We start from the raw sequence: 22,998 nt of genomic DNA on the forward strand, positions 1-22,998 counted from the left end.
ATTCGCTTAAGCAGTTAAAGGAGAGGATATGGCTAGCGTTAGATTCTGAATATTCACCTTAGTCCACTTAAATGCAGTATTTGTAAATAACATATACATAAGGAATTAACATTACTTTATTTGAATTTGAAAAGGAGGATTTTATGTGACAGTTTTACATTGGGCAACAATTTCTCCCTTTTTGTTAGCCTTTCTCATTCCATTTCTTTATAAGTATTTGCGTAGAATACATACGGGATGGTTTGTCTTACTAATCCCAACAGTTTTGTTTATTTATTTTCTAACATATTTACCAGTAACAATGGCTGGAGATACTGTGATGCAGAGCTTTGCTTGGGTGCCATCACTTGATATTTATTTTGACCTTTACGTCGATGGATTAAGCTTACTCTTTGCTCTTTTAATTACTGGTATTGGTATTTTAGTTGTTCTTTATTCTGTATATTACTTAGCTGGAAAAAATGAAAAGCTGAACAACTTTTATTTTTATTTATTGCTCTTTATGGGTGCGATGCTAGGTGTAGTATTATCTGATAACCTCGTTGTGCTTTATGTTTTCTGGGAAATTACTAGTATTTCCTCAGCTTTATTAATTAGTTATTGGTATGAAAGAGAAAAGTCAGTTTATGGTGCGCAGAAGTCTATGTACATAACGGTCTTCGGTGGATTATCGATGCTAGGTGGAATTTCCTTACTTTATGTAATGACAGGAACATTTAGTGTTAGAGAGATTATTGCAAGTGCTGATCTAGTAAGTTCAAGTACTCTATTTATTCCAGCAATGATATTAATTCTGTTAGGGGCGTTTACTAAATCTGCTCAATTCCCATTCCATATCTGGTTACCAGATGCAATGGAAGCGCCAACACCTGTTAGTGCATATCTCCATTCAGCAACGATGGTGAAGGCGGGTATTTATTTGATCGCTAGAGTTACACCAATATTCGGTGGTGTAGCTGAGTGGTTTTGGATTATAACTGTTGTGGGTCTAACCACTCTCCTATGGGGCTCCATATCAGCTGTAAGGCAAAAGGATTTAAAAGCAATTCTCGCCTTCTCAACGGTGAGTCAGTTGGGTCTTATTGTATCCCTACTTGGCGTGGGTTCAGCAGCATATTATTACAGTGGCAGTGATCATGCATTGTATACAACAGCAATTCTTGCAGCAGTTTTCCATTTGATTAACCATGCGACCTTTAAAGGAAGCCTATTTATGGCTGCAGGTATTGTAGATCATGAAACAGGTACACGTGATATACGTAAACTTGGTGGACTAATGACAGTTATGCCAATTACGGCAACGATTTCCTTGATAGGACTTGCTGCAATGGCTGGTTTACCTCCATTTAATGGATTCTTAAGTAAGGAATTATTCTTTACTGCAATGGCTAGCGTTTCACAATTTGGATTCTTTAACTTAGATACATGGGGTGTACTGTTACCGATCGTAGCTTGGGTAGGAAGTATCTTTACTTTCCTTTATTCAGCAATTTTATTCTTTAAAACATTCACTGGAAAATTTGAAGTGAAAAAGCTAGAGGTTAAAAAAGTTCGCGAAGCACCAATTGGCATGCTCATTAGTCCAATTATTCTAGGTGTGCTCGTTGTATTATTTGGCCTGTTTCCTAATATATTGGCTTATTCTTTAATTGAGCCTGCAATGGCATCTATCTTGCCAGGAATATTAGAGACAGGGGAGAAATTCACAGTATCCATTACACATTGGCATGGATTCAATTTACAGTTATGGATGACAGTTGGTGTGATTGTTGTTGGAACGTTGTTATACATGTCTATGAACAAATGGTCACAGTCAGGATTTTATAAAAAAGAACGTGACATTTTCAACTATGTATATGATTCAGGTTATGATGGATTAATTAAGGGCTCACAGGTTATAACTAGAGCGCAAATGACAGGAAGAATGCGTGATTACTTCCTTTATATGTGTACATTTATCGTTTTATTAATGATTTATACGATGTTCCGTTACGATGCATTTGCAATTAATACGACAAACTTATCGCCGATTGAACCATTCATGTGGGTAGTTGTCAGCATGTTTGTTATTTCCATCGTTGCGATTCCGTTTATTAATAATCGAATTACAGCAATCGTCGTAGCAGGCGTTGGGGGCTTCCTCGTTGCACTTATGTTTACAATTTTCCGTGCACCTGATTTAGCCTTAACACAGTTATTGATTGAGACAGTGACGGTTATTCTGTTTATGCTTGTATTTGCACACTTACCTAAGTTGAAAAAGGATGAAGAGAAGAAACCGGCTAAAGCTGCAAGGCTAACAGTATCAATTGCCGTGGGTGTTATGATAACTCTAGTATCTTTAAGTGCATTTGCTTTAGGTAGTGATACTGGCTTTGATTCGATTGCAGAATACTTTATTGCCAATTCGAAGGTAGAAGCTGGGGGATATAACATTGTAAACGTAATTCTTGTTGACTTCCGTGGACTAGATACTATGCTAGAGATTCTTGTACTTGCTATTGCGGCAATTTCGGTCGTCACAATGGTGAAACTTCGTCTAAAAGGGAGTGAGGACGTGTGAGGGATTTAAAGCCTAATAATATGATGCTACAAACAGGAATTAAAATTATTACGTTTATCGTATTTGCTTTTTCAATCTATTTATTCTTCACAGGTCATAATAACCCTGGTGGAGGATTTATCGGTGGTCTAATGACTGCAAGTGCGATCTTACTTTTATATTTAGCTTTTGATAAGAAAATCGTCAATAAAACAGTATCCTTCAATTTCACTACAATAATTGGAGTCGGATTATTATTTGCAGTTGCTACTGGGATAATAGGTATCTTTTTTGAAGATCCGTTTCTTACACAGTACTTCGATTATTTCCAATTCCCAATTTTTGGTGAGGTTGAATTAACGACAGCATTACCCTTTGATTTAGGAGTTTACCTCGTTGTTGTTGGAGCAGCAATGACTATAATACTAGCGATTGCGGGGGATGATGCATAATGGAAATATTAATGTCAGTTGTTATAGGTATTGTTTTTACAGTTAGTGTGTACTTAATGATGTCACGAAATCTAGTTCGCGTTATTTTAGGAACGTTAACTTTATCTCATGGTGTGCATTTAATGTTAATCACAATGTCTGAATTACAAAGAGGGGGGCCCCCTTTATTAAATCAACCATCAGAAAGTTATACAGATCCACTGCCACAGGCACTTGTTCTAACAGCGATTGTTATTGCTTTTGGAGTAACCTCCGTATTATTAACAATGGCGTATCGAACATATCAAGAGCATCAAACAGAGGATCTAGAACAGTTAAGGGGTTCTGCCGATGAATAATTTAGTTATCCTTCCGATAATCATTCCGTTTATTGTCGGAGCCATATTAATTATTTTTGCAAAGCATCATAAGCTCCAACGAGTCGTCAGTGGAGTAGCTTCATTTATTATGCTTTTCGTATCAATATACTTAGCAGTTATTGTTTATCAAGATGGGATTCTTGTATTAGAAGCAGGAAATTGGGCAGCGCCATTTGGTATTGTTCTTGTCGTTGATATGCTAGCGACATTGATGTTACTTTTAACAAGTATTATCAGTACAGCCTGCCTCTTCTTTGCATTCAAGACAATTACACCAAAGCGTGAAAAGTTCTTCTTCTATGCTTTCTACTTTTTCTTATTAGTTGGTGTAAACGGAGCGTTTATTACAGGGGATATATTTAACCTGTTCGTATTCTTTGAAGTATTATTATTATCCTCATATGGACTAATCGTTCATGGTGGAACAAAGTATCAGCTTCGTGAATCATTTAAATATGTTGTGATTAATGTCTTTACTTCAGCTTTATTTGTTGTTGCAGTTGCCTGGTTATATTCTGTAACGGGTACGCTGAACATGGCACACATTGCAGAGAGAGTAGCTGAGCTTGAACAAACTGGGGTTATTAATGTTATCGCAATGATGCTTTTCATTGTATTTGCGACAAAAGGTGCCTTATTCCCGCTCTACTTCTGGCTTCCTAAATCTTATTTCGGTCCACCAGCAGCAATTGCAGCATTATTCGGTGGATTGCTGACAAAGGTAGGGATTTACGCAATTATCCGCGTGTTCACGTTAATTTTTTACCATGATGTTGTTTATACACATAAAGGGATTATTGTTACGGTCGCTGGGTTTACGATGTTGTTCGGTGTACTTGGAGCTGTGTCGCAATTTGATTTTAAGCGAATTCTTTCATACCACATCATTAGTCAGGTAGGTTACATGGTAATGGGACTAGGTATTTTCACTCCACTTGCCGTAGCTGGGGCAATTTATTATATTGCTCACCATATGATTGTTAAAACAGGGTTATTCTTGTTTGAGGGAGCAGCTAAAAAAGTTACGGGCACGAGCGATTTAAGGCAAATGGGTGGCTTACTAAAAACACATCCAGCACTTGCTTGGATGTTCTTCATTGCTGCAATTTCACTTGCAGGTATTCCACCTTTCAGCGGGTTCTTTAGTAAGTTTCCGATGATTCTTGCTGGTTTCCAAGAACAGCAATATGTAATATCAGGAGTCGCACTATTAGTTGGTTTATTAACACTATTTTCGATGATGAAGATTTTTGGATATGCTTTTTGGGGCAAACAAAAGCATACAGAAGAGCAGGCGAAAGTTCCAATCGGAAAATTATTAGCACCTATTGCTCCACTAGTCGTTCTAACGATTATTATGGGATTAAGTGCCGAGCCTATTTTCCAATATTCATTAGAGATTGCAGAACAAATAATGGATCCATCCATTTATATTGATTCTGTTCTGAAGGAGTAGTTGATATGGCATTTCAAACTTTAATCAATCTATTAATCGCGATTCTCTGGATGTTTTTAAATAGTAGTTTTACTGTAGGTAGCTTTATTTTCGGTTACCTCATAGGGATATTCCTATTATTTGTTCTCCGCTACTTTTTTGAGTTTGATTTCTATATGCGTCGTGTTTGGGCATTTATTAAGCTTTGCATTCTATTTGCAGTCGAACTAACGAAAGCTAATGTGGATATGGTTAGGGTTGTTATGCGACCAAAGCTTAATCACAAACCAGGGATTATTGCAGTAGAAACAAGATTAAAAACTGAACTTGAAATCTCACTTTTGGCAGCGTTAATTTCCTTAACTCCAGGAACAATTGCGATGGATTTTTCTGATGATAATAAGACACTATATATTCATGCAATTGATGTCGATGACGAAGAAGAGTTCAGAGATGATATTCAAAACTCCTTTGAGCGTGCAATTCTGGAGGTGACAGAGTAATGTTTCAAACGATTATGATCGTAGCACTCGTATTAATTAGTATTGCATTACTGACATTCCTTATCCGTGTATTAATTGGCCCTACAGTTTCTGATCGGATTATGGGATTAGATGCTTTCGGAGTAACATTAGTCGGTTTCATTGGAGTCGTCATGATTCTGCAAGATACAATTGCCTATTCGGATGTTATTTTGGTTTTAAGTATCCTTTCGTTTGTTGGAACTGTTTCTCTGACGAAGTTTATTGAAAGGGGTGCTATTTTTGACGACGATTGAAATCATCGTATCTTTCTTTGTTTTAGTCGGGGTTTTCTTCACACTTTTAAGTGCACTCGGAGTCATTCGTTTAAGAGATGTATACTCTCGTATGCACGCTGCAGGTAAAAGTTCGACATTTGGAGTAATATCCTTAATTATTGCGGCTTTTATATACTTTATTCCTGAAGGTGTTTTTAATGTGAAGCTACTGCTAGCTATATTATTCGTCTTCATGACAGCACCATTATCAGCACTTATGATTAATCGGTCTGCATATAGATTCGGTGTTCCACTGGAAAAAAATACGGTACAGGATGATTTGAAAGAAGTGTATAAGAGTAAACTTGAATCTAGGGTGAAGAATGAGAAGTGAATGTAATATAATAGCGAGTATCTAATCGATTATGATTGGATGCTCGCTATTTTTTGTTATCGTTTTAAATATGGTAGATTCTATCGGCTATCAAAGAATGCTATCTCGAGTTTGACGACCGATAGAATGGTTTCATCGGTCATCAAGGAATGGAATTTCGTTTTTGCTGACCGATAGAACGGTTTCATCGGCCATCAAGTAATGGAATCTCGAGTTTGATGACCGATAGAGTGGTTTCATCGGTCATCAAGGAATAGAATCTCGAATTTGTTGACCGATAGAACGGTTTCAACGGTCATCAAGTAATGGAATCTCGTTTTTGCTGACCGATAGAACGGTTTCATCGGCCACCAAGGAATGAAATCTCGTTTTTGTTGACCGATAGAGTGGTTTCATCGGTCATCAAGGATGCTAGTCTCACTTTTGCAGACCGATAGACTGGCTACGACTCCCTCCTCTGAGTCAGTCATTTAGCTAAAAAAGACCAATAACCCCTATAGGAATTATTGGTCTTTCAAAAATCAGCTATTTTATTTGTTCTTCAACTTCGCCAACTGTTCAGCAAGAGCATTATTTGCAAAACCGTCGTCTTGGCTTTTAAGGTATTTATTTACGTCACGTTTAGAAACATTATGCTTCTTCTCATTTTGTTTACGTTTATTGAAACTAGATAGTTTTTCTCTATGCCCACAAGAGCAAGTGAAAATTTGTCCTTCACCTTCGCCACGTAATTCCAGACGTTTATGACAGTTTGGGCAGCGGGCATTCGTTCTTCTTGCAATATTTTTCTTGTGCCCACAAGAGCGATCTTGACAGACAAGCATGCGGCCGTTCTTATTATTGACCTCAAGCATAAGCTTTCCACAGTCTGGACATTTCGTTCCCGTCATATTATTATGCTTAAATTTGCGGTCATCCGCTTTGATTTCTTGTACAATTTCTTTTGCGTAATCTTTAATCTCTGCAATAAACTTATTTTTATTTAATTTACCTTCTGCGATGAGTGTTAGCTTTTCTTCCCATTCCGCAGTGAGGGCAGGTGACCGTAAGCCTTCGGGGGCTAAGTCTAGCAACTGTCGGCCTTTAGAGGTTATGAAAATATGCTTACCTTTAAGTTCCATATATTCACTATTAAATAATTTATCAATGATATCAGCTCTTGTAGCAACCGTTCCGATTCCACCAGACTTTTGCAAAGTTCCAGCTAAATGTTTTTCCTTCGACTCCATGTAGCGGCCAGGATTTTCCATTGCTTGGAGTAAAGCTCCTTCTGTGAATCGTTCAGGGGCTTTAGTTTGCCCTTCTGTTAGGCGCGGGCGAATATTTGTAAAGGTGTCGCCTTGTTTAACAGTAGGTAATTGCTGATCATCTGAATCTTCGTCCTCAAAGCCGCGATCATATACTGTCTTCCAACCTTGAATTTTTACCGTTTTCCCCTTTGCAGTAAAGGTTTCTTCTCCAATTTTGGCAAGGATGGTTGTTTGCTCATATTCATGGGCTTCCATTAATACTGCTAGAAATCTTTTGATAACTAGATCATAAATTCTTCTTTCTTTATCATCTAGGTCAGATAAATTCACTGGCTCTTCAGTCGGGATAATGGCGTGGTGGTCACTCACCTTTGTATCATCGACAACTGATTTTGGCAGCTTTTGAATTCCCTTTCTAAGAATCGTCTGAGCAGTTTTCGCATATTGGTCGACACCACATGCGTCAAGTCTGTCTTTTAAAGTCGGTACAATATCACTAGAAATAACGCGAGAGTCTGTTCTTGGATAAGTTAAAACTTTATGGCGTTCATAGAGTCTTTGCATTAATGATAGCGTCTGTTTTCCAGAAAATCCAAAGAGTCTATTTGCATCTCTTTGTAATTCAGTTAAATCATAAAGCTGTGGTGCATATTTCCTTTTTGCGGTTTTATCGACTTTAACAATCTTAAGTGACTGCCCATCAAAGGCTTTATGAAGTACATCAGCTTTTTCCTTTGAGAAAATACGTGTGTTGTTCTTCGCATCTTGCCAAGTATATGTCACATTACCAGAAACTTTCGCTTGAATTCCGTAATACGTTTTCGGCTTGAAGTCTTTTATTTCTTGTTCTCTTGTGGCAATCATACCAAGTGTCGGCGTTTGAACTCTTCCACTAGAAAGTTGTGCATTATATTTTGTTGTCAGTGCACGGGTTGCATTTAATCCTACATACCAGTCAGCTTCCGAACGAGCAACAGCTGATGCATATAGATTTTCGTATTTTGCTCCGGGCTTTAATTGTTTGAAACCATCACGAATTGCTTTATCAGTAACAGATGAAATCCAAAGTCTTTTCACGGGTTTGTTTACACGTGCTTTCTCTAGAATCCAGCGTGCGACAAGCTCGCCTTCACGCCCTGCGTCAGTAGCAATTACGACTTCTGTAACATCTTTACGATTTAGCTGTGCTTTTACGGCACTGTATTGTTTACTTGTTTGTTTGATAACAACTGTTTTTAAATGGGGTGGAAGCATTGGTAAATCATCCAGCTTCCATGTTTTATATTTATCATCATATTGCGGTGGATCAGCAAGGGTAACGAGGTGACCTAGCGCCCAAGTTACAATATATTTAGAGCCTTCCAAATAACCGTTGCCTTTTTTACTACAATTTAAGACACGGGCAATATCACGACCAACAGAAGGCTTTTCTGCTAAAACTAGTGTTTTACTCATGTTAAAATCCTTTCTTTAGTGAAATCTTCTCTGTTAACTCTAACATAGTTGGCGATGTGGCGCACTTCAACCTATTATAAATGTAGTAGTGGGATATTCTATTTTTTCTTTACTTTTATTATCCCATCAATGACATCCCACACTAAGCCAACTAAAAGAAAAATAGGAATCAACTTTGTTGTTTGTATCCAGATTGTATTTACAATATCATATGCTTGCGTACCATTAGAAAGTAGGCCGTGTTGAATTAACTCTTCCATAAAATTGGGATTCCAAAAATTAGGCTGAGTAATCATAAAGATAACAACGATAATCGAAATAATATTAAGAGTGAGTGTAAAAACAACAAGCTGCGTATTCCATCTACCATGGACCAACTTCAAGGATTCTTTTAAAACACCAAACCCAAGAATGATAAGAATAGCAATTATAAAAAGAGTATGCATTTCTGTATTTATAAATGGAATCGTCTCTGTAAAATCTTCATTAATTAACCATACACCAAAGAAATCAGTTGAAAAAGTGAAAAACAAAAGAAAAACAGTATAAATAATGATGCCAAGTATAGCTTCACTTCGATGAATTCTTCCTCTTTTCCCAGGGATTTCAGGTAGGTTTTTTGGACTCCATTTATCTTCAATTTGTAAATCCTTTGCTTTAATATCCGTAAAACGTTCAGCGAGGGCGAATATTATTGTCGTCCAACCAAATCCTGTTGGTACCCAAGTAACAATATGAATAATCAAATCAATAAAATGTTCTAAAATTCCAATTGGATTAAAAACCAATTGAATGACAAAAATACTCCCAATCACGGCTGCGATCGTTATCATGACAGTCTTTAAAACAGTAATGTATGAGTCATAGAGTTCAGGGCCAATTAAAAATGTATTTGTGCCACGATACTTCTGTGCTAATTCTTTTGGGTTTCCTAGTTCTATAAGGACATTTTCAATATCAGCTTCTTCAACATTTTTTCCTTGAGTGCGTTCATCTAGCATGTCTTCGATTAATCCGCGTAACTCTTCTGCGATATCTTTTCTTTGGGCTGCAGGAAGCTTCTGTGTCACAGCAAAGATATATTTTTCAATGAGATCCATCATTATCAACTCCTTCATTATCAATTACTTTTTCAAGGCTTGTAGCAATAGACTTCCATTCTTGTACAAGTAATCGATAAGTTTCTTTCCCATTTTCACTTAGTAGATAATATTTCCTTGGACGTGATTCGTTCGTGTCCCATTTACTATCTAGAATTCCTTGTTTTTCAAGCCTTCTTAGTAGGGGATATAATGTCCCGGGCTCGATAGGAATATTAATGTCATCCAGTTTCGTTACCAGCGAGTAACCATATTGAGGTTTAGAGAGTTGACTCAGTACAGCAATCGTCAACGTTCCACGCCGGAGTTCTTGCATTAATTTATCTAACGTTTCATTACCTTGGTTCATTTCATCAACTCCTATCTATAATATAGTGTGTGTGATACACTATTGTCAATGACACATCATTAAATTCGGGTTAGTGAAGCCTTGTATGAAAAATATTCATTTATTTAGAGAAAGTGTATTTTTGACAGTATGTATTGTAACGAATCCTTTGTGAAACAATTATTCACAGATAAATGAAACCTTCCGCCTGTTTTAAACGTCTATATATAAAGAGAGATTGTAATTATTTGTATTTTTTCGTAAATGGAGGGAATAGGATGAAGAAGCTTTATAAAATTATTTTTATGAGTGTTTTCCTATTTGTCGCAGGTTGTGGCACAAATAACGCGATTGATCGGGACTTATTGGATGAGTATGAAGTAAAACAAACGTTTGATGAAGTAGTACAAGGGGATTTTACATTGCGTTTAGCGAGTGAGAAGAGTGTTTATAAAGAAGGCGATGAAGTAAATATGTTTGCCGAAATCATTTACACTGGTGAGGAAGACGAAGTTACAATTTCACATAGTGAATATGCTTTATATTTTACACTACATGACCAAATTCGTGATTATCATATTTACTCTGCAATTCGCGAAATTGGAGCACAATCAACACTGTCGAAAAGTAAACCTTATCGGGTAGATTATGATAAACAAGCCGTCTACACGTTTGACGATGAGACCGACGGCTATGCAGAATTTATTGAAGACTTTATAGCGCGCGATGACTACCCTATTGGTTATTATACTGTTTCAGCTACGGCAATGTTTCATGATGGGGAAGATCATCGGGAGTGGACTGCAAATATTGAGTTTAAGGTAGAGTAATTTCGGTTTTTTTAGTGGAGTCGCCGATGTTCAATGGAAAGTCGCCGAAGTTCACCAGAAACTCGCCCAAGTTCACAGTCAACTCGCCTAAAGTTCACACCTCAGTCGCCTAAGTTCACAATTCACCCACGCTGCACGAATCAAAATACCAAACCTACCTAAAAAAATAACATGCTTTTACTTCATCTAAGAAGTAAGAACATGTTATTTAAAATAATTCATCTTGCAATGCATCGCGGTCAACGAAAAGATAGCCGTTTTTATCACTTACAATAAGGTTATTTTTCTTTAATTGTGTAAGCGTTCTGCTCACTGTTTCTCTACTAGAACCAATCATATTTGCCAAGTCTTTATTAGTAAATTGTGTCGTAATTCGATACTGATTTTCACTTACTTCCTCACCATGACTTGTGACTAACCGCAATAATAATAAAATAATTTGTTCATACGTATTATTCAAAATCTGTTCCTCGAGGCGATTTTGTAAATCGACGATCATATCTCCAAGAACCCCAAATACTTTTACACTAACTTCAGGATTTGTGATGAGGAATTGTTCAAATAGAGGAATCGGTATATAAACTAAGGAAGCTTCCTCCAAAACCTCAGCATGTGCAGGATAATTGTCGTTTCTAAAAAAGCCTTGATGGGGAAACATACTATTTTCACCTAGCACATTAATAATCTGTTCTTTACCTTGGACATCTGTACGATATATTTTAATTTTTCCACTAAGGATAAAATATACATTCGAAAGAGGATCACCTTGCATGAAGAGATGTGTTCCTTGACGGTATTTTCGATTTCTTGCTATTTCTAAAACAGGCTCCATTTCAATGTCTGTTAAGTTTTTAAATAATGGAAAGCGCTGTAAGAGGTTCTTTACCGAATTTGAATTCATTGTAACTCTCCTTTAACCATATCCACTAGACTCACTTCTTTTAGTTTATCACAGAATTAATTTCGATGTGTGAGTAGAATCACACCTACAAGTGCTCTTGCTCACTGCGTAACAAAGTTGGATGGTTTATGATAAGTATATAAAGAATTATATTAATTGATAGGTAAAAATATACTACGTAGATGGAGGTTTTCCAAATGAATGATGTGAGTTATACATTAGAAATCCACGCCCCAAATATTTCTCCTAAATTCCGTCATGTGAAAATACTTCAAGGTTTTGATAAGCTTGAAGCTGGTGAATTTATGCATTTATCTAATGATCATGATCCAAAACCATTATATTATCAATTTATGTTTGAGCGTGAAGGGGAGTATACATGGGAGTATCTTGAGGAAGGCCCAGACATATGGAGAGTAATTATCGGGAAAATTTAACATTCATATCTATTAAATAGACGCTAGGCAGAGGAGAAGTACAAATCTGTAACTAGGGTCTATTTTTTTCGCAATGGAGGATGCTTTTAAGTATGCTATAATTTAGGGAAAGGGGGTTGAACAATGGTAGCGAAAAGAAAAGCGATAAAAGTAAGTGAAGCGCTTTCTAAGTTAATGGAATTTGGTGGAGAACCAGAAGCTGAAATCGTATCACTAATAGCTAGTGATGGAAGATTTCTAGCTGAAGACCTAACTGCGGACCATGATATTCCACCATTTGATCGTTCACCCTATGATGGTTTTGCGGTTCGAGCGGAAGACACGAATCAAGCGAGTACACATTCGCCGACCGTTCTTCGTGTTGTTGGAGAAATTGCTGCAGGCTCTGTTTTCCCAGGCGAAGTTCAAGAGGGAGAAGCTGTTAGAATTATGACAGGCGCACAGATTCCAGAAAACTGTAATGCAGTTGTGATGCTAGAAGCAGTGAAGGAAGTAGTGGTTAATGGAGAGCCTCATATTCATGTGCGTAGACCGATGAAGGAAAATGCGAATATTTCATTTGCTGGTGAAGATATAAAGCGTGGGAATGTCATAGCTGAAAAAGGACAACTGATTAATCCCGGAATTATTGCGCTTTTAGCTACTTTTGGTTACTCCCAGGTTGCTGTTTGTAAAAAGCCGAAAGTAGGTATTCTTGCAACAGGCAGTGAACTACTTGAAGTGACAGATGGCTTAGAACCAGGGAAAATAAGAAATAGTAATGGATATATGATTTATTCACAAGCAATGAGAGCTGGATCGAATCCCGTTTTTTATGGAAAATTAAATGATGATTTTGATGATTGTTTACATAAAGTTACCGAAGTATTGAATGAGGTAGATATTCTAATAACAACAGGAGGAGTATCTGTTGGAGATTATGATTATATGCCTGCAATCTTAAAGGAAATGAGTGCAAATGTTTTATTTAATAAAGTTGCAATGCGCCCTGGAAGTGTAACAACGGTGGCAGAGAAAAAAGGGAAATTAATTTTTGCTTTATCTGGAAATCCATCTGCTTGTTATGTCGGATTCGAGCTATTTACTAGACCAATTATTCGAAAATTGCTTCACTTTAAGCACCCCCATCTTAAAACAACAACCGCAATTCTAGGAGCAGATTTCCCAAAGAAAAATCCTTTTGACCGCTTTGTAAGAAGCTTCATTACCTATGAAAACGGTCAATTAGTTGCTACTCCAACAGGCCTTGATAAATCAGGTGTCGTCTCTTCATTAGCGAAGGCAAATGCTCTTATCATTTTCCACAGTGGCAAAAGTGGTTACCAAAAAGGTATGCATGTGCAGGTGTTGTTATTAAATGAACAAGAAGGAAGTAGTATAGACGAGTTTAATCTAGGCAATGAAGACAGGTGATAGGATGAAAGTTATTCAAATTGTTGGCTATAAAAATAGCGGTAAAACAACAGTTACAAATGCTTTATTAAACTATTACTCACAGGCGGGCGTACGGGTTGCAGCTTTTAAACACCATGGACATGGCGGCATACCCGAAGGGCTCGAAACTAAAGATAGTATGAAACATCAGCAAGCAGGTGCAGAAATTGCAGGTGTTACTGGAGAAGGCATCTTGCAATTTTCAAGGTCAGGGCCTTGGGAGCTGAATGAGGTTATCCCAATCTATCAAATGCTTGGAGTTGAAATTTTATTTATTGAAGGGTTTAAAAAAGAGGATTACCAAAAGATTGTACTTATTAATGAGACGCTGGAGAAGCAATTATTACATGAGCTTACAAATGTCATTGCCGTTATTACAGATTTGAAAATAGAGAAGAAGCTCCCTGTTTTTAAAAGAGATGAGCTATTGGAAGTATGTCATTGGTTACAAGAAAAGAAGTTATAATCAAATAAGTATAATTATCGAAAACTTGTCCAAAACGGTTATCTCAAGGGTTAACATATGGTACAGTTGTATTTATATGAAAAAAGATGGAAACATCAAGAATGCTTCGGGTAGAGGATGGTTTTATGGAACAAAAGAATAAACCGAAATCATTAATTTCGGATTTAAAATCATTATTTAAGTTTAAAGTTCTAGTAGCGAATGTATTGCCAGTGCTCGCTGGTCTATGGCTTGTACTTCAACTAAATAATATCCCGATTCAAGGGAATATTGGGCTGATTTCACTGACATTCTGGGGAAGCTTGTTAGTAATCGGTGGTGCGCTAGTTATTAATAATTGGTATGATACCGATATTGATACTGTAATGGATCGAACAAAATCCAGGCCAACTGTTACAGGAAATATGTCACTGCCAAGTGTGCTAATCATAGGGATGGTTGCTTCGCTAGTAGGGTTCATATTACTATGGTTCACTAATTGGGAAGTAATGTTATATTCCTTTATTGGTTGGTTTACTTATGTATTTCCATATACGATGTGGTCAAAGCGAAAGTATACTTGGAATACGATCATCGGAAGTGTATCAGGTGCTGTTACTCCAATGATTGGATGGGCTGCATTTGATTCAACCTTACATATCGTACCAATTACATTATTCGTCATTCTGTTTTTCTGGCAGATGCCACATACGTACGTCATCGCCATTCGGAAATTTGATGAGTACAAAGCTGCAAATGTAGCCATGCTCCCCGTAGTTAAAGGGCTAAAAGTTACAAAGCGCATGATGCTATTCTATATTATTTGTTTAATCCCAATGCCATTTTTCTTGCTTTCACTTGGTTGGCTTTACGTTATTGTGATAACAGTATTAAATATCATTTGGCTTGTGATTATCATTAGAGGTTTCAAAGTTAAGGATAATTATAAATGGGCACAGTTCAATTTCATCTATTCTGTAAATTATTTGATGATTGTATTTGTTTTAGCAATGATCGTGACATTTTAAATAACGAAAGAGGAACGGGTGTAATATCCAGTTCCTCTTTTTTATATGGAAATTAAATTTATCATTATTCTTCTTCCCACTTTACAAATAAGCTTTGGATAAAGTAGAAGAAAATACATGCTGCGAAGAATACGAATCCCCAACCGAGTGTTCTTTGTTCTACCATCAAATAGTTGTTACATAATTGTACAGGAGATGCGATATATAAAACTGCTAAAGCAGCAAACATTACACTGATTACAATAAAAACAGCATTTTGAATTTTTGGTCCGATCTTTTTCCAACTATCCCATAAAGGAACACCTGCTAAGAACGGGATACTTATGAACTTGAAGATTTCTACTGCTTGAATCGTAAGTGCTTCATCCATTGTCCGAGGAATCATCCAGTAGATTACGATAATCATGAATAAGAGAATTCCTGGGATTCCGTTGCCATTCCACTTCTCAAAAAACTTAGGAAATTTCTTTTGGAAGAATGGCGCCATTAGCATTCCTGAAATTAAAAATAAGGGCATTTGCATATGCATATGAATCGCCATAATTGATTCTGCTAAAGTCGCAACAGGAGGGAGGATTAAAAATAAGAAAAGTACTAAACCATATACTGATTTTTTCATTATGAATCCCTCGCTTCCTCTTCAAGAATGGAATTAACCTTTTCGCTAGCTGCTTCAGTTTCTTTATAATCCATGATTTCTGTTAAGATTCCATTGCGGTCTACAAGATAAAATGCTGAGTTATGTTGGAAGTGACCGTTGCCGTCTGGAATAACGATAACACCAAATTCATCTAATAAACTATTTAATTCCTCATCATTATTAATTCTTGCCATTCGCCAAGTTTCACCATCACTACCGAAGTAGGCACGATATTTCTCTAATGTTTCGGGATCATCTACTTCAGCGTCGAAGCTGATACTCATAAATACTATGTCTTCACCAATATATTCTTCGGGTATTGAACGATAAACGTCGGCTAAATTCATTTCAAGTTCAGGACAGACGTCTGTACAGGCCGTATAAATAAATGTAAGCATGACGTATTTTCCAGCGAATTCAGAGAAAGGGTAGACGCGTTCTTTACTATCTTCTAAAGTAACGTCAGGGAAAACAGGATTCTCTTCCATCAATTTGTTTACTCGGGCAGTTTCTACTGTATATGCTTGGAAACCATCTGTCGCAACGAACAGAAGGATGGCTCCAAATAATAAGACGATGATACTAGCTATTAGATTAGTTTTGTTTTTAATCATTTTCATCACGTCCTAGAAAGATGTATTTTTGGGGAGAGTTAAAGAAGAAGTATGAATTCTCCATGATGCATGGGTGTTTTTTAAGGAGAAAAGAGACATTCTTGCATTCATCACAGAACATCTCTTTTGTCTTAAGCTTTGTCAAAATCCATTGTTGTTTAGAGGAGACCCCCGCTTCGGAAATATACTCCGCTTTCCGCGAGCGGCTAATGAGCTACCTCCGACGCAGGCGTCTTCGGCATCTCATTAAAGCCTTACCTCTCGCAGGAGTCTCCGTATATTTCCGAAGCTTAATTTGCAGAATAACTTTATGAAATCTTTTACCCAAGTTAATTGCTAAACGGGCACTTCCGCTTTTGGTTTGTCTAGCTACAGCGACCAGCGACTATCAAACTTCGCCCTCCTCCAATCGATAAGTCAACATCGGTTCCTTACGTCACCGTGTTTCCTTTATCTCATTGCGAAGTGCTCCAGTTTGTACGTCGCTACCCGGTCGCTTCCGCCTTTCATGTTACCAAGTCTTAAATCCTGGTGATCCTGGGGGTGCGTTCATGATTAGGTCAACTACTGGGATGAGGTAACCCATTGAGATGATTAATACTGCTACGATAATCCATAAGCCCCAGCGTTCTGTCCATTTTGGAGTTTGTGGTGCAAAGTTTTCTGGTTCGGCGATTGGGAACTCAGTAACTCCTTTAGGTGCAAAGAACATTAAGTTAAATACGATATAAACCATTAACGCGGCACCGACCATCAGTAATGTTCCTCCAACTGCTAGGAATATCAAGTATGGGTCCCAGGCGAGTGCGGTCGCACTGTCTCCATACGTACTGAATGAAGTTCTTCTTGGTGATCCGTGTAAACCAACCCAGTGCATAGAACCTGCCATTAACAGCATTCCTAGTGCCCAAACGATAGATTGGATAACACCTAAGCGGTTAATTTGTTTTGTCATTACACGTTTTGATAGATATGGAATTAACCAGTAAGTTACTCCAAAGAATGTTAATGCTACTGTTGTACCAACGGTTAAGTGGAAGTGTCCTACAACCCATAGAGAGTTATGAACGACTTGGTTTAATTGGTTGTTTGTTTGTGCAATACCACCAGCACCAGCTGGGATAAATGCGATCATTGCAATCATTGGAGCTAAGAAGCGAGCGTCGCCCCAAGGAAGTTTTTTGATCCAGCCAAGTAAACCTTTTCCACCTTTTTGATAGCCAACTTTAGTTAGAACTGCAAACATTGCAAATGCAGTCATTAGAGATGGAAGTGAGATTGATAGACTCATAAATACGTGCATGAATTTCAAGCCTTCAGAGAAAGCAGGGTCAATAATTTGGTGGTGGAATCCACCAGGAACGTTTAGAACTACTGATAAAACTACAACTACACGAGCAAGCGTGTCACTAAATAATCGACCGCCGATAATTTTTGGAACAGTGATATACCATGCAGATACAGCAACTAGATACCAAACGTTAACAATCGTGTGTCCGAAGCTCCAGAACAGTGTACGAGCTAACATAACGTTTACTGTCTCTGTCCAGCCTAATGCCCAAGGAATTAGATAAAATACTTCAATTGTAACACCAATACTACCTAAGAATGTTAGGATAAATGCACCTACTGCGAAATAAGTGAATAGTGGCAGATGCTGTCCTTTGTTGTTTCTTTTCCAGTTAATTGCACTTGTCCAGACACCTGCAGCTGCAGTCCAGATACCAAGTACAAGGAATACTAGACCAATATAGAACATTGGATGTGCTTGCATTGGTGGGTAGAACGTATACATAACAGATGCTTCACCCATAATGATTGGGATAAATACGAGAACAACTGCTAGAACTAACAATCCAAATGCAATCCAACCCATTTTACGAACCTTTGGTAAAAGTCCTTTGTGCATATGCGAGATACCTGCGTAGAAATAACCAACCATAAACAATGTGGTAAATACAAGTACAAGCAAGATACCATGTGACGTTAATACTTGATAATAATCAAACCAATGTGGAAGTTCGAGTAATCCAGCACGGTTAAGTCCTTGTACGAGTCCAAGAAATGCTCCAATGAATAATACGATAAATGCTAATGAGAAATATGTTAATGTTAGTTTTGCATCTTGTGGATTAACACCTAACTTTTGTTTGGTTTTTTCTTTTAAAGTTTCAAATTTAGTAGCTTCCATTATATTTCCTCCTTCCTATTTCACCGTAATCGTTGTATACATCATTTGGTGACCAGCTCCGCAATATTCGTTACAAATAATGAGGTATTCTCCTGGTTCATTAAATGTTTGTGTGATTTTTTGGATATGTCCAGGTGTTACCATTGCGTTCATGTTTGTACCTGGTATTTGTACGCCGTGAATAACATCTTTTGATGTCATGATGAATTCTACTTCAGCTCCAACTGGAAGTTCAAAGTCACCTGGGTTAAAACTGAATATTTGTGTTGTCATAACGACTTGAAATTTATTATCTCCAACTTCGTAAACGCCTGGTTCACTAAACAGTGGATGTTCATCAACTTTTTGTGGATCAATTGTTTCTGTATTACTTGGTGGTCCCATTCCTAAAGCAAAGGTCTGATATCCTGTGAAAACCATTGAAAGTACAAGAACACCGATACTGATTACGAGCCATATCTCTTCTTGACGTGGCATTTTCATAATAATTCCCTCCTTATATTCTGACCATATAAACGATAACTAATAATAGAATAAAAGCGATAATTCCCCCACCTACAAAAACTAGGGAAGAAAACAATGTACCTTTCAGAGTTTGTTCGTCAAGCTGCTTTTCTTGCTCTTCTAACGTTAATTTTTCTGTTGATTCCATAAGATTCAACCTCCTTGTGTTTTCTTACTCTTAGTTTACGATATCGTTTCCACTAGCTGTGTGATGTAAATCACATCTAAAGAGTGATTTTTGACATGAAAGGGTTAGTTTGTGACGAAATGATGACAGAGTGATAAAAAGGGAGAAAGTCACTTGTGAAGAAAGAAACAAAATGAAAATTTAATAATACTGATATTTCACTATATTATTGAAATTCAGCTTCCTAGGTGGTAGTATTTTAGATAAAAGTAAATTATTTGAAGGGAGCATGATGAAATGATTTTATCCGTAGAAAATATTTACAAATTGTTTGGAAAAGAAGAAGTTTTGAAAGGGGTTACATTTGAAATTGCCGAACCACAAATTATTGCACTTGTCGGACCGAATGGTTCTGGGAAATCGACGTTACTGAACATCATCACTAATTTGTTGCAAGCTGATCAAGGAGAGGTAACGGTACTCGGTAAAAATAATCGCGATCCGAATATCTTTCGTGAGATTTCTTTTATGCAGGATAACACAGTGCTTTATGATTATCTTACAGGCTATGATCATCTTCAGTTCATTGCAGAGGTGCAAAAGCTGTCTAAGAAAAATATTGAAGAAACAGCCGCTCGCATTGGAATAACAAATTATTTAAATAAGAAGGTAAAGAATTATTCTTTAGGGATGAAGCAACATCTCTTGCTTGCGATGGCTGTCATTAATAATCCAAAGTTATTAATTTTAGATGAGCCATTAAATGGACTTGACCCAACAAGTGCAATTCGTGTCCGTGAATTATTATTAGCGTTAAATAAAGAAGGAACAGCAATTCTACTTTCCTCTCATAATCTAGCAGAAATTGATAGAGTAACATCAAACGTATTGTTCTTGAAAAAGGGCAATCTAATTCCAGAAGATATGAAAGAATTTGAAGAAGTGCACTATCAAATTGAAGTCGATGATTTTGAACAAGCTAAAACAGTTTTAATAGAAGAAGAATATACTGTCGATTACGATAATCAACGCATCTATCTCAATAGAGCAGACCACTCCCTTCACGAAGTACTACAACTATTAGATTCGAAGGCTATTGTTGTACTAGATATTGAAAAGAGAGTCCTCGGTTCCGAAGACCGCTACCGCAAGATCTTTTCGGACCAGTTGAGTGTGGTGGAATAATAGTTGAAGGTATATTTCAGTGAAAACAAGAGGGGGGTAAAGACATGAAACTCTGGAAATTCGAACTAAAAAAACTTTGGCGTAGGAAGCAATTTTTACTATTTACATTCATTGCGATTATAGGAGTCGCAGTATTATATTTCCAAAGTTATTGGTCGCAAGATGATATTGTCGATCGAAATGTGGCAACTATGGCATCACATAGTTCTACGGTTGCTCAAATCGTAAATAAATATGATAATGAGATGGATCTAAAGGTGGAAGCGGAAAATTTGGATGAAACTTTTATCGCCACGTATGAAAACGTCAATTTAATGTCACAGCGTTTTAATCAATGGTTCAGTTCTGTTACAGAAATGAACTGGGAATTTGTTCCGCAAAATGAAATGGCATTTATAGAAACTGTTCTTCAACATATAGAATATGGTGGGGATTATGGGGGTTACCTAGATGGACAATTAGAACAATCCTTGGAAAGAAATCAAATTTTAATAGAAAATAATCTCCTTATGAAGATGAGCAATTCTCACTTGCAGTTCCTAATTTTATGAAGACTGTTTTTACAAAGATGCTTAGTATCCTCGGATTAGGTCTTCTAGTTATAATACTTGGTGACAGTATGGTGAGAGAGAAAGAACAACAAACGATTCGTACTTTATCTACACAACCGATAACCAGTTCCCGTCTCTTATTTGGTAAGCTGATAGGGAATATTTCTGCAATTATTTATATGTTAATCATTATTGTCATCGCTTGTTTTGCGATACCCTTGATTTTTGGCGGAAGTCTAGGTAACTTTTCTTATCCACAACTTATCTATACGAGCACTGGATTTGAGTTTATCCCAATAAGCGAATATTTAATGCTATATATACTACTCTTTTTTGGAGCAGCTTCGTTTTTATTGAGCATTATTTTACTTCTAAGTGTGTTGTTTAATGATCGATTAACCGTTATATTCTTCTCGTTACTTACTTTATTCGGCGGAGTCGCTGTAACCGCCCAATTTGCATTTTTACAATCAGTCATCAATCCATTCTATTATTTTCAGTTTCAGCAGTTAATAGAATATCGAGAACAACTTGTACATCCTTTCTTCATTATACTTCCTTATGTTGTAGCAATTTTAATTGTGATACTTTCTTCCTTCCTGTTGAAACGTAAAAGAGCAAATTCAACGAAAACACAAAACAATGCGCCATTTAAAAATGGGACAGTACATAAACGTAAGAAATATTCCTCAATTACAACGATATTTGAATGGAGAAAGTATCTTCGAGAAGGGATTGTAAAGCGCTTTTCGATTATTATTTTATTTTTAATTGTAGTTGGATATGTTGTTATCGCATTTCAGACACATCAATTAGAGGAACATTATATTTCGTCCAAACAAGAACAAATTTCAGGTATGTTAGAACTAAAATCTATGCGAGAACAAAATAAGGAAAATAATGAAAAAGTGGTTCAAGAACTGGAGAGTAAAACAACTACTCTGTCAGAAAATGAAAAATTATTGCTTGAAAGTGCAAAAAACAGTATTATTTTTAATCGTGATTCTGCCAACCTCATGGTAACTATGGTCGAAAAATTAGAACATGAAGTGACTGCTTATCAACGAGAAGACTGGAAAACAGTATATGACTATTGGATTGAAGAACTCATGCTTTGGTGGGAGGATCCTCAATATAATGATAATACACCAACCAAACAAATTGATGGTGGGCAGAGCGATTTCACTTATCTTGCAAGTGTGAAGGAAAAAGACTGGCTAAATGAACATCAAATAGAGCCTGTATTCATCAAAAATTATACACCATATACTTGGACAATCTATGATGAATACATTAGTCCGATTGATCAATTTCAATGGAACCAGGATACACGAAAGGTAAGTGATACGGGTTTATTCTATGTCTATACTTTTTTTACTACGCCTAGTTATTTAATACTCTATGTATTACTACTTTTTATTTTAGGAGCTGGGATGGCAACAGAGAAGAGCGACAGGCGAACGATTGCTTTACTACAAACTCAACCTCTTAGATTGAAAAACATATATTTTGGTAAGACCTTCGTATCTATGCTAATCACAGGTATAATTGCATCCTTATCAGTACTTTCAATGGTCTTAATTGGAACACTTGTAAATCGTTTTGGAGATTGGAAGTTTCCAATTGTTCATTATGATCCACCAAGCTTGGTGGGTACTGAAGGCTATACAGGCTTCGTAGCAGACGAGGGCGGATTTCACTTTATGTATATGGGTGATTTTTTGCTGGGGACAGGAGCTTTGTTTTTAGCTGGTATTCTATTTTTACTCGCACTCTCTTTATTTCTTTCTCTATTCTTTAAAAATACGATGACTGTTTTCGTAACAACCATTATTGTCGCAGCGGGTGGCTATGTTTTAAGCACCCTTGAAACTTTTTCTGCATTTGCAAGGTGGTTGCCTTTTACTTATCTAGATATTGGGAAAATCGCTAATGGACAGATGGCAGCGGTGCTTGGAAATGAAGGGATAACAACATCAATGGGGATACTTTCTCTTATAGGAGCGATTGTGATACTTCTCGTAGCAGGTGGGCTTAAGTCTTTGAGAAAGTAAAAT

General features: G+C 36.9%; 24 protein-coding genes. 15 read left to right on the forward strand and 9 right to left on the reverse strand.

Annotated elements, in window-relative coordinates:
• Positions 1 to 145: 145 nt before the first annotated feature.
• From ACXYMZ_RS13000 to mnhG, 7 genes are read left to right on the forward strand one after another with little or no spacing between them, the layout of a single operon-like run.
• Complete coding sequence (locus ACXYMZ_RS13000) at positions 146 to 2,563, forward strand: Na+/H+ antiporter subunit A (protein ID WP_458948836.1); 2,418 nt, start codon at positions 146 to 148, stop codon at positions 2,561 to 2,563.
• The gene (locus tag ACXYMZ_RS13005; protein WP_458948837.1) at positions 2,560 to 2,994 is read left to right on the forward strand and encodes a Na(+)/H(+) antiporter subunit B; all 435 of its coding nucleotides are present in this window, start codon (positions 2,560 to 2,562) and stop codon (positions 2,992 to 2,994) included. Before ACXYMZ_RS13000 ends, ACXYMZ_RS13005 begins: the two co-directional genes overlap by 4 nt.
• Entirely contained in the window at positions 2,994 to 3,332 is a 339-nt protein-coding gene (locus ACXYMZ_RS13010; RefSeq protein WP_458948838.1) for a Na(+)/H(+) antiporter subunit C, read from the forward strand. Before ACXYMZ_RS13005 ends, ACXYMZ_RS13010 begins: the two co-directional genes overlap by 1 nt.
• A complete protein-coding gene (locus ACXYMZ_RS13015; RefSeq protein WP_458948839.1) occupies positions 3,325 to 4,809 on the forward strand; it encodes a Na+/H+ antiporter subunit D in 1,485 nt (494 codons plus the stop codon). Before ACXYMZ_RS13010 ends, ACXYMZ_RS13015 begins: the two co-directional genes overlap by 8 nt.
• A gap of 5 nt (positions 4,810 to 4,814) precedes the next feature.
• A complete protein-coding gene (locus ACXYMZ_RS13020) occupies positions 4,815 to 5,291 on the forward strand; it encodes a Na+/H+ antiporter subunit E (RefSeq protein ID WP_458948840.1) in 477 nt (158 codons plus the stop codon).
• Positions 5,291 to 5,566: a Na(+)/H(+) antiporter subunit F1 gene (locus ACXYMZ_RS13025; protein WP_458948841.1), complete on the forward strand. Its 276-nt coding sequence runs from the start codon at positions 5,291 to 5,293 to the stop codon at positions 5,564 to 5,566. Before ACXYMZ_RS13020 ends, ACXYMZ_RS13025 begins: the two co-directional genes overlap by 1 nt.
• A complete protein-coding gene (gene mnhG, locus ACXYMZ_RS13030; RefSeq protein WP_458948842.1) occupies positions 5,553 to 5,921 on the forward strand; it encodes a monovalent cation/H(+) antiporter subunit G in 369 nt (122 codons plus the stop codon). Before ACXYMZ_RS13025 ends, mnhG begins: the two co-directional genes overlap by 14 nt.
• Before the next feature lie 530 nt (positions 5,922 to 6,451).
• Here mnhG and ACXYMZ_RS13035 read toward each other — a convergent pair.
• From ACXYMZ_RS13035 to ACXYMZ_RS13045, 3 genes are all read right to left on the reverse strand, one after another.
• Positions 6,452 to 8,626, reverse strand: a complete 2,175-nt coding sequence (locus tag ACXYMZ_RS13035) for a DNA topoisomerase III (protein ID WP_458948843.1) — start codon at positions 8,624 to 8,626, stop codon at positions 6,452 to 6,454.
• Positions 8,627 to 8,724: 98 nt separating this feature from the next.
• Positions 8,725 to 9,726, reverse strand: coding sequence for an HAAS signaling domain-containing protein (locus ACXYMZ_RS13040; RefSeq protein ID WP_458948844.1), 1,002 nt, complete (start codon positions 9,724 to 9,726; stop codon positions 8,725 to 8,727).
• Complete coding sequence (locus ACXYMZ_RS13045; RefSeq protein ID WP_458948845.1) at positions 9,713 to 10,075, reverse strand: PadR family transcriptional regulator; 363 nt, start codon at positions 10,073 to 10,075, stop codon at positions 9,713 to 9,715. The genes ACXYMZ_RS13040 and ACXYMZ_RS13045 overlap by 14 nt, the downstream gene beginning before the upstream one ends.
• A gap of 257 nt (positions 10,076 to 10,332) precedes the next feature.
• Here ACXYMZ_RS13045 and ACXYMZ_RS13050 point away from each other — a divergent pair, with 257 nt between their 5' ends.
• Positions 10,333 to 10,884: a hypothetical protein gene (locus tag ACXYMZ_RS13050; protein WP_458948846.1), complete on the forward strand. Its 552-nt coding sequence runs from the start codon at positions 10,333 to 10,335 to the stop codon at positions 10,882 to 10,884.
• Positions 10,885 to 11,092: 208 nt separating this feature from the next.
• Here ACXYMZ_RS13050 and ACXYMZ_RS13055 read toward each other — a convergent pair whose 3' ends face one another.
• Positions 11,093 to 11,785 (reverse strand): Crp/Fnr family transcriptional regulator, encoded by a 693-nt coding sequence (locus ACXYMZ_RS13055; RefSeq protein WP_458948847.1) that lies wholly within the window; start codon positions 11,783 to 11,785, stop codon positions 11,093 to 11,095.
• 197 nt (positions 11,786 to 11,982) lie between these two features.
• On the opposite strand from ACXYMZ_RS13055, the gene ACXYMZ_RS13060 reads away from it, so the two are divergent.
• The 4 genes from ACXYMZ_RS13060 to cyoE all read left to right on the forward strand — a co-directional run bounded on the left by ACXYMZ_RS13060 (position 11,983) and on the right by cyoE (position 15,129).
• Complete coding sequence (locus ACXYMZ_RS13060; protein ID WP_458948848.1) at positions 11,983 to 12,222, forward strand: DUF2249 domain-containing protein; 240 nt, start codon at positions 11,983 to 11,985, stop codon at positions 12,220 to 12,222.
• A 123-nt stretch (positions 12,223 to 12,345) separates the two neighbouring features.
• Positions 12,346 to 13,635: a molybdopterin molybdotransferase MoeA gene (locus ACXYMZ_RS13065; RefSeq protein WP_458948849.1), complete on the forward strand. Its 1,290-nt coding sequence runs from the start codon at positions 12,346 to 12,348 to the stop codon at positions 13,633 to 13,635.
• A gap of 4 nt (positions 13,636 to 13,639) precedes the next feature.
• Entirely contained in the window at positions 13,640 to 14,122 is a 483-nt protein-coding gene (gene mobB / locus ACXYMZ_RS13070) for a molybdopterin-guanine dinucleotide biosynthesis protein B (RefSeq protein WP_458948850.1), read from the forward strand.
• Between the two features lie 101 nt (positions 14,123 to 14,223).
• On the forward strand, positions 14,224 to 15,129 hold the full coding sequence (gene cyoE, locus ACXYMZ_RS13075) for a heme o synthase (RefSeq protein ID WP_458948851.1): 906 nt from the start codon (positions 14,224 to 14,226) through the stop codon (positions 15,127 to 15,129).
• A gap of 64 nt (positions 15,130 to 15,193) precedes the next feature.
• Here the strand turns inward: cyoE and ACXYMZ_RS13080 are convergent, their stop codons facing one another.
• The 5 genes from ACXYMZ_RS13080 to ACXYMZ_RS13100 form a co-directional block, all read right to left on the reverse strand.
• Positions 15,194 to 15,748 carry a hypothetical protein gene (locus tag ACXYMZ_RS13080; protein ID WP_458948852.1) on the reverse strand — a complete coding sequence of 185 codons (555 nt, stop codon included), beginning with the start codon at positions 15,746 to 15,748 and terminating at the stop codon, positions 15,194 to 15,196.
• On the reverse strand, positions 15,748 to 16,383 hold the full coding sequence (locus ACXYMZ_RS13085; protein WP_458948853.1) for an SCO family protein: 636 nt from the start codon (positions 16,381 to 16,383) through the stop codon (positions 15,748 to 15,750). Before ACXYMZ_RS13085 ends, ACXYMZ_RS13080 begins: the two co-directional genes overlap by 1 nt.
• 511 nt (positions 16,384 to 16,894) lie before the next feature.
• Entirely contained in the window at positions 16,895 to 18,574 is a 1,680-nt protein-coding gene (locus ACXYMZ_RS13090; protein WP_458948854.1) for a cbb3-type cytochrome c oxidase subunit I, read from the reverse strand.
• A 15-nt stretch (positions 18,575 to 18,589) separates the two neighbouring features.
• Positions 18,590 to 19,057 (reverse strand): cytochrome c oxidase subunit II, encoded by a 468-nt coding sequence (locus tag ACXYMZ_RS13095; protein ID WP_458948855.1) that lies wholly within the window; start codon positions 19,055 to 19,057, stop codon positions 18,590 to 18,592.
• A 13-nt stretch (positions 19,058 to 19,070) separates the two neighbouring features.
• Complete coding sequence (locus ACXYMZ_RS13100; RefSeq protein WP_458948856.1) at positions 19,071 to 19,226, reverse strand: hypothetical protein; 156 nt, start codon at positions 19,224 to 19,226, stop codon at positions 19,071 to 19,073.
• 276 nt (positions 19,227 to 19,502) lie between these two features.
• Here ACXYMZ_RS13100 and ACXYMZ_RS13105 point away from each other — a divergent pair, with 276 nt between their 5' ends.
• From ACXYMZ_RS13105 to ACXYMZ_RS13115, 3 genes are read left to right on the forward strand one after another with little or no spacing between them, the layout of a single operon-like run.
• Positions 19,503 to 20,390, forward strand: coding sequence for an ABC transporter ATP-binding protein (locus ACXYMZ_RS13105; RefSeq protein ID WP_458948857.1), 888 nt, complete (start codon positions 19,503 to 19,505; stop codon positions 20,388 to 20,390).
• A gap of 44 nt (positions 20,391 to 20,434) precedes the next feature.
• Positions 20,435 to 20,941 carry a hypothetical protein gene (locus tag ACXYMZ_RS13110; RefSeq protein WP_458948858.1) on the forward strand — a complete coding sequence of 169 codons (507 nt, stop codon included), beginning with the start codon at positions 20,435 to 20,437 and terminating at the stop codon, positions 20,939 to 20,941.
• Entirely contained in the window at positions 20,938 to 22,995 is a 2,058-nt protein-coding gene (locus ACXYMZ_RS13115; protein WP_458948859.1) for an ABC transporter permease subunit, read from the forward strand. Before ACXYMZ_RS13110 ends, ACXYMZ_RS13115 begins: the two co-directional genes overlap by 4 nt.
• Positions 22,996 to 22,998 lie beyond the last annotated feature (3 nt).

Source organism: Oceanobacillus sp. CAU 1775, from assembly GCF_054482815.1.

Coding starts and splice junctions, on each gene's coding strand:
- ACXYMZ_RS13010 (WP_458948838.1), top strand. CDS start 2,994: ATGGAAATATTAATGTCAGTTGTTATAGGTATTGTTTTTACAGTTAGT.
- ACXYMZ_RS13015 (WP_458948839.1), top strand. CDS start 3,325: ATGAATAATTTAGTTATCCTTCCGATAATCATTCCGTTTATTGTCGGA.
- ACXYMZ_RS13020 (WP_458948840.1), top strand. CDS start 4,815: ATGGCATTTCAAACTTTAATCAATCTATTAATCGCGATTCTCTGGATG.
- ACXYMZ_RS13025 (WP_458948841.1), top strand. CDS start 5,291: ATGTTTCAAACGATTATGATCGTAGCACTCGTATTAATTAGTATTGCA.
- ACXYMZ_RS13035 (WP_458948843.1), bottom strand. CDS start 8,626: ATGAGTAAAACACTAGTTTTAGCAGAAAAGCCTTCTGTTGGTCGTGAT.
- ACXYMZ_RS13040 (WP_458948844.1), bottom strand. CDS start 9,726: ATGGATCTCATTGAAAAATATATCTTTGCTGTGACACAGAAGCTTCCT.
- ACXYMZ_RS13045 (WP_458948845.1), bottom strand. CDS start 10,075: ATGAACCAAGGTAATGAAACGTTAGATAAATTAATGCAAGAACTCCGG.
- ACXYMZ_RS13050 (WP_458948846.1), top strand. CDS start 10,333: ATGAAGAAGCTTTATAAAATTATTTTTATGAGTGTTTTCCTATTTGTC.
- ACXYMZ_RS13055 (WP_458948847.1), bottom strand. CDS start 11,785: ATGAATTCAAATTCGGTAAAGAACCTCTTACAGCGCTTTCCATTATTT.
- ACXYMZ_RS13060 (WP_458948848.1), top strand. CDS start 11,983: ATGAATGATGTGAGTTATACATTAGAAATCCACGCCCCAAATATTTCT.
- ACXYMZ_RS13065 (WP_458948849.1), top strand. CDS start 12,346: ATGGTAGCGAAAAGAAAAGCGATAAAAGTAAGTGAAGCGCTTTCTAAG.
- mobB (WP_458948850.1), top strand. CDS start 13,640: ATGAAAGTTATTCAAATTGTTGGCTATAAAAATAGCGGTAAAACAACA.
- cyoE (WP_458948851.1), top strand. CDS start 14,224: ATGCTTCGGGTAGAGGATGGTTTTATGGAACAAAAGAATAAACCGAAA.
- ACXYMZ_RS13080 (WP_458948852.1), bottom strand. CDS start 15,748: ATGAAAAAATCAGTATATGGTTTAGTACTTTTCTTATTTTTAATCCTC.
- ACXYMZ_RS13085 (WP_458948853.1), bottom strand. CDS start 16,383: ATGATTAAAAACAAAACTAATCTAATAGCTAGTATCATCGTCTTATTA.
- ACXYMZ_RS13090 (WP_458948854.1), bottom strand. CDS start 18,574: ATGGAAGCTACTAAATTTGAAACTTTAAAAGAAAAAACCAAACAAAAG.
- ACXYMZ_RS13095 (WP_458948855.1), bottom strand. CDS start 19,057: ATGAAAATGCCACGTCAAGAAGAGATATGGCTCGTAATCAGTATCGGT.
- ACXYMZ_RS13100 (WP_458948856.1), bottom strand. CDS start 19,226: ATGGAATCAACAGAAAAATTAACGTTAGAAGAGCAAGAAAAGCAGCTT.
- ACXYMZ_RS13105 (WP_458948857.1), top strand. CDS start 19,503: ATGATTTTATCCGTAGAAAATATTTACAAATTGTTTGGAAAAGAAGAA.
- ACXYMZ_RS13110 (WP_458948858.1), top strand. CDS start 20,435: ATGAAACTCTGGAAATTCGAACTAAAAAAACTTTGGCGTAGGAAGCAA.
- ACXYMZ_RS13115 (WP_458948859.1), top strand. CDS start 20,938: ATGAAGACTGTTTTTACAAAGATGCTTAGTATCCTCGGATTAGGTCTT.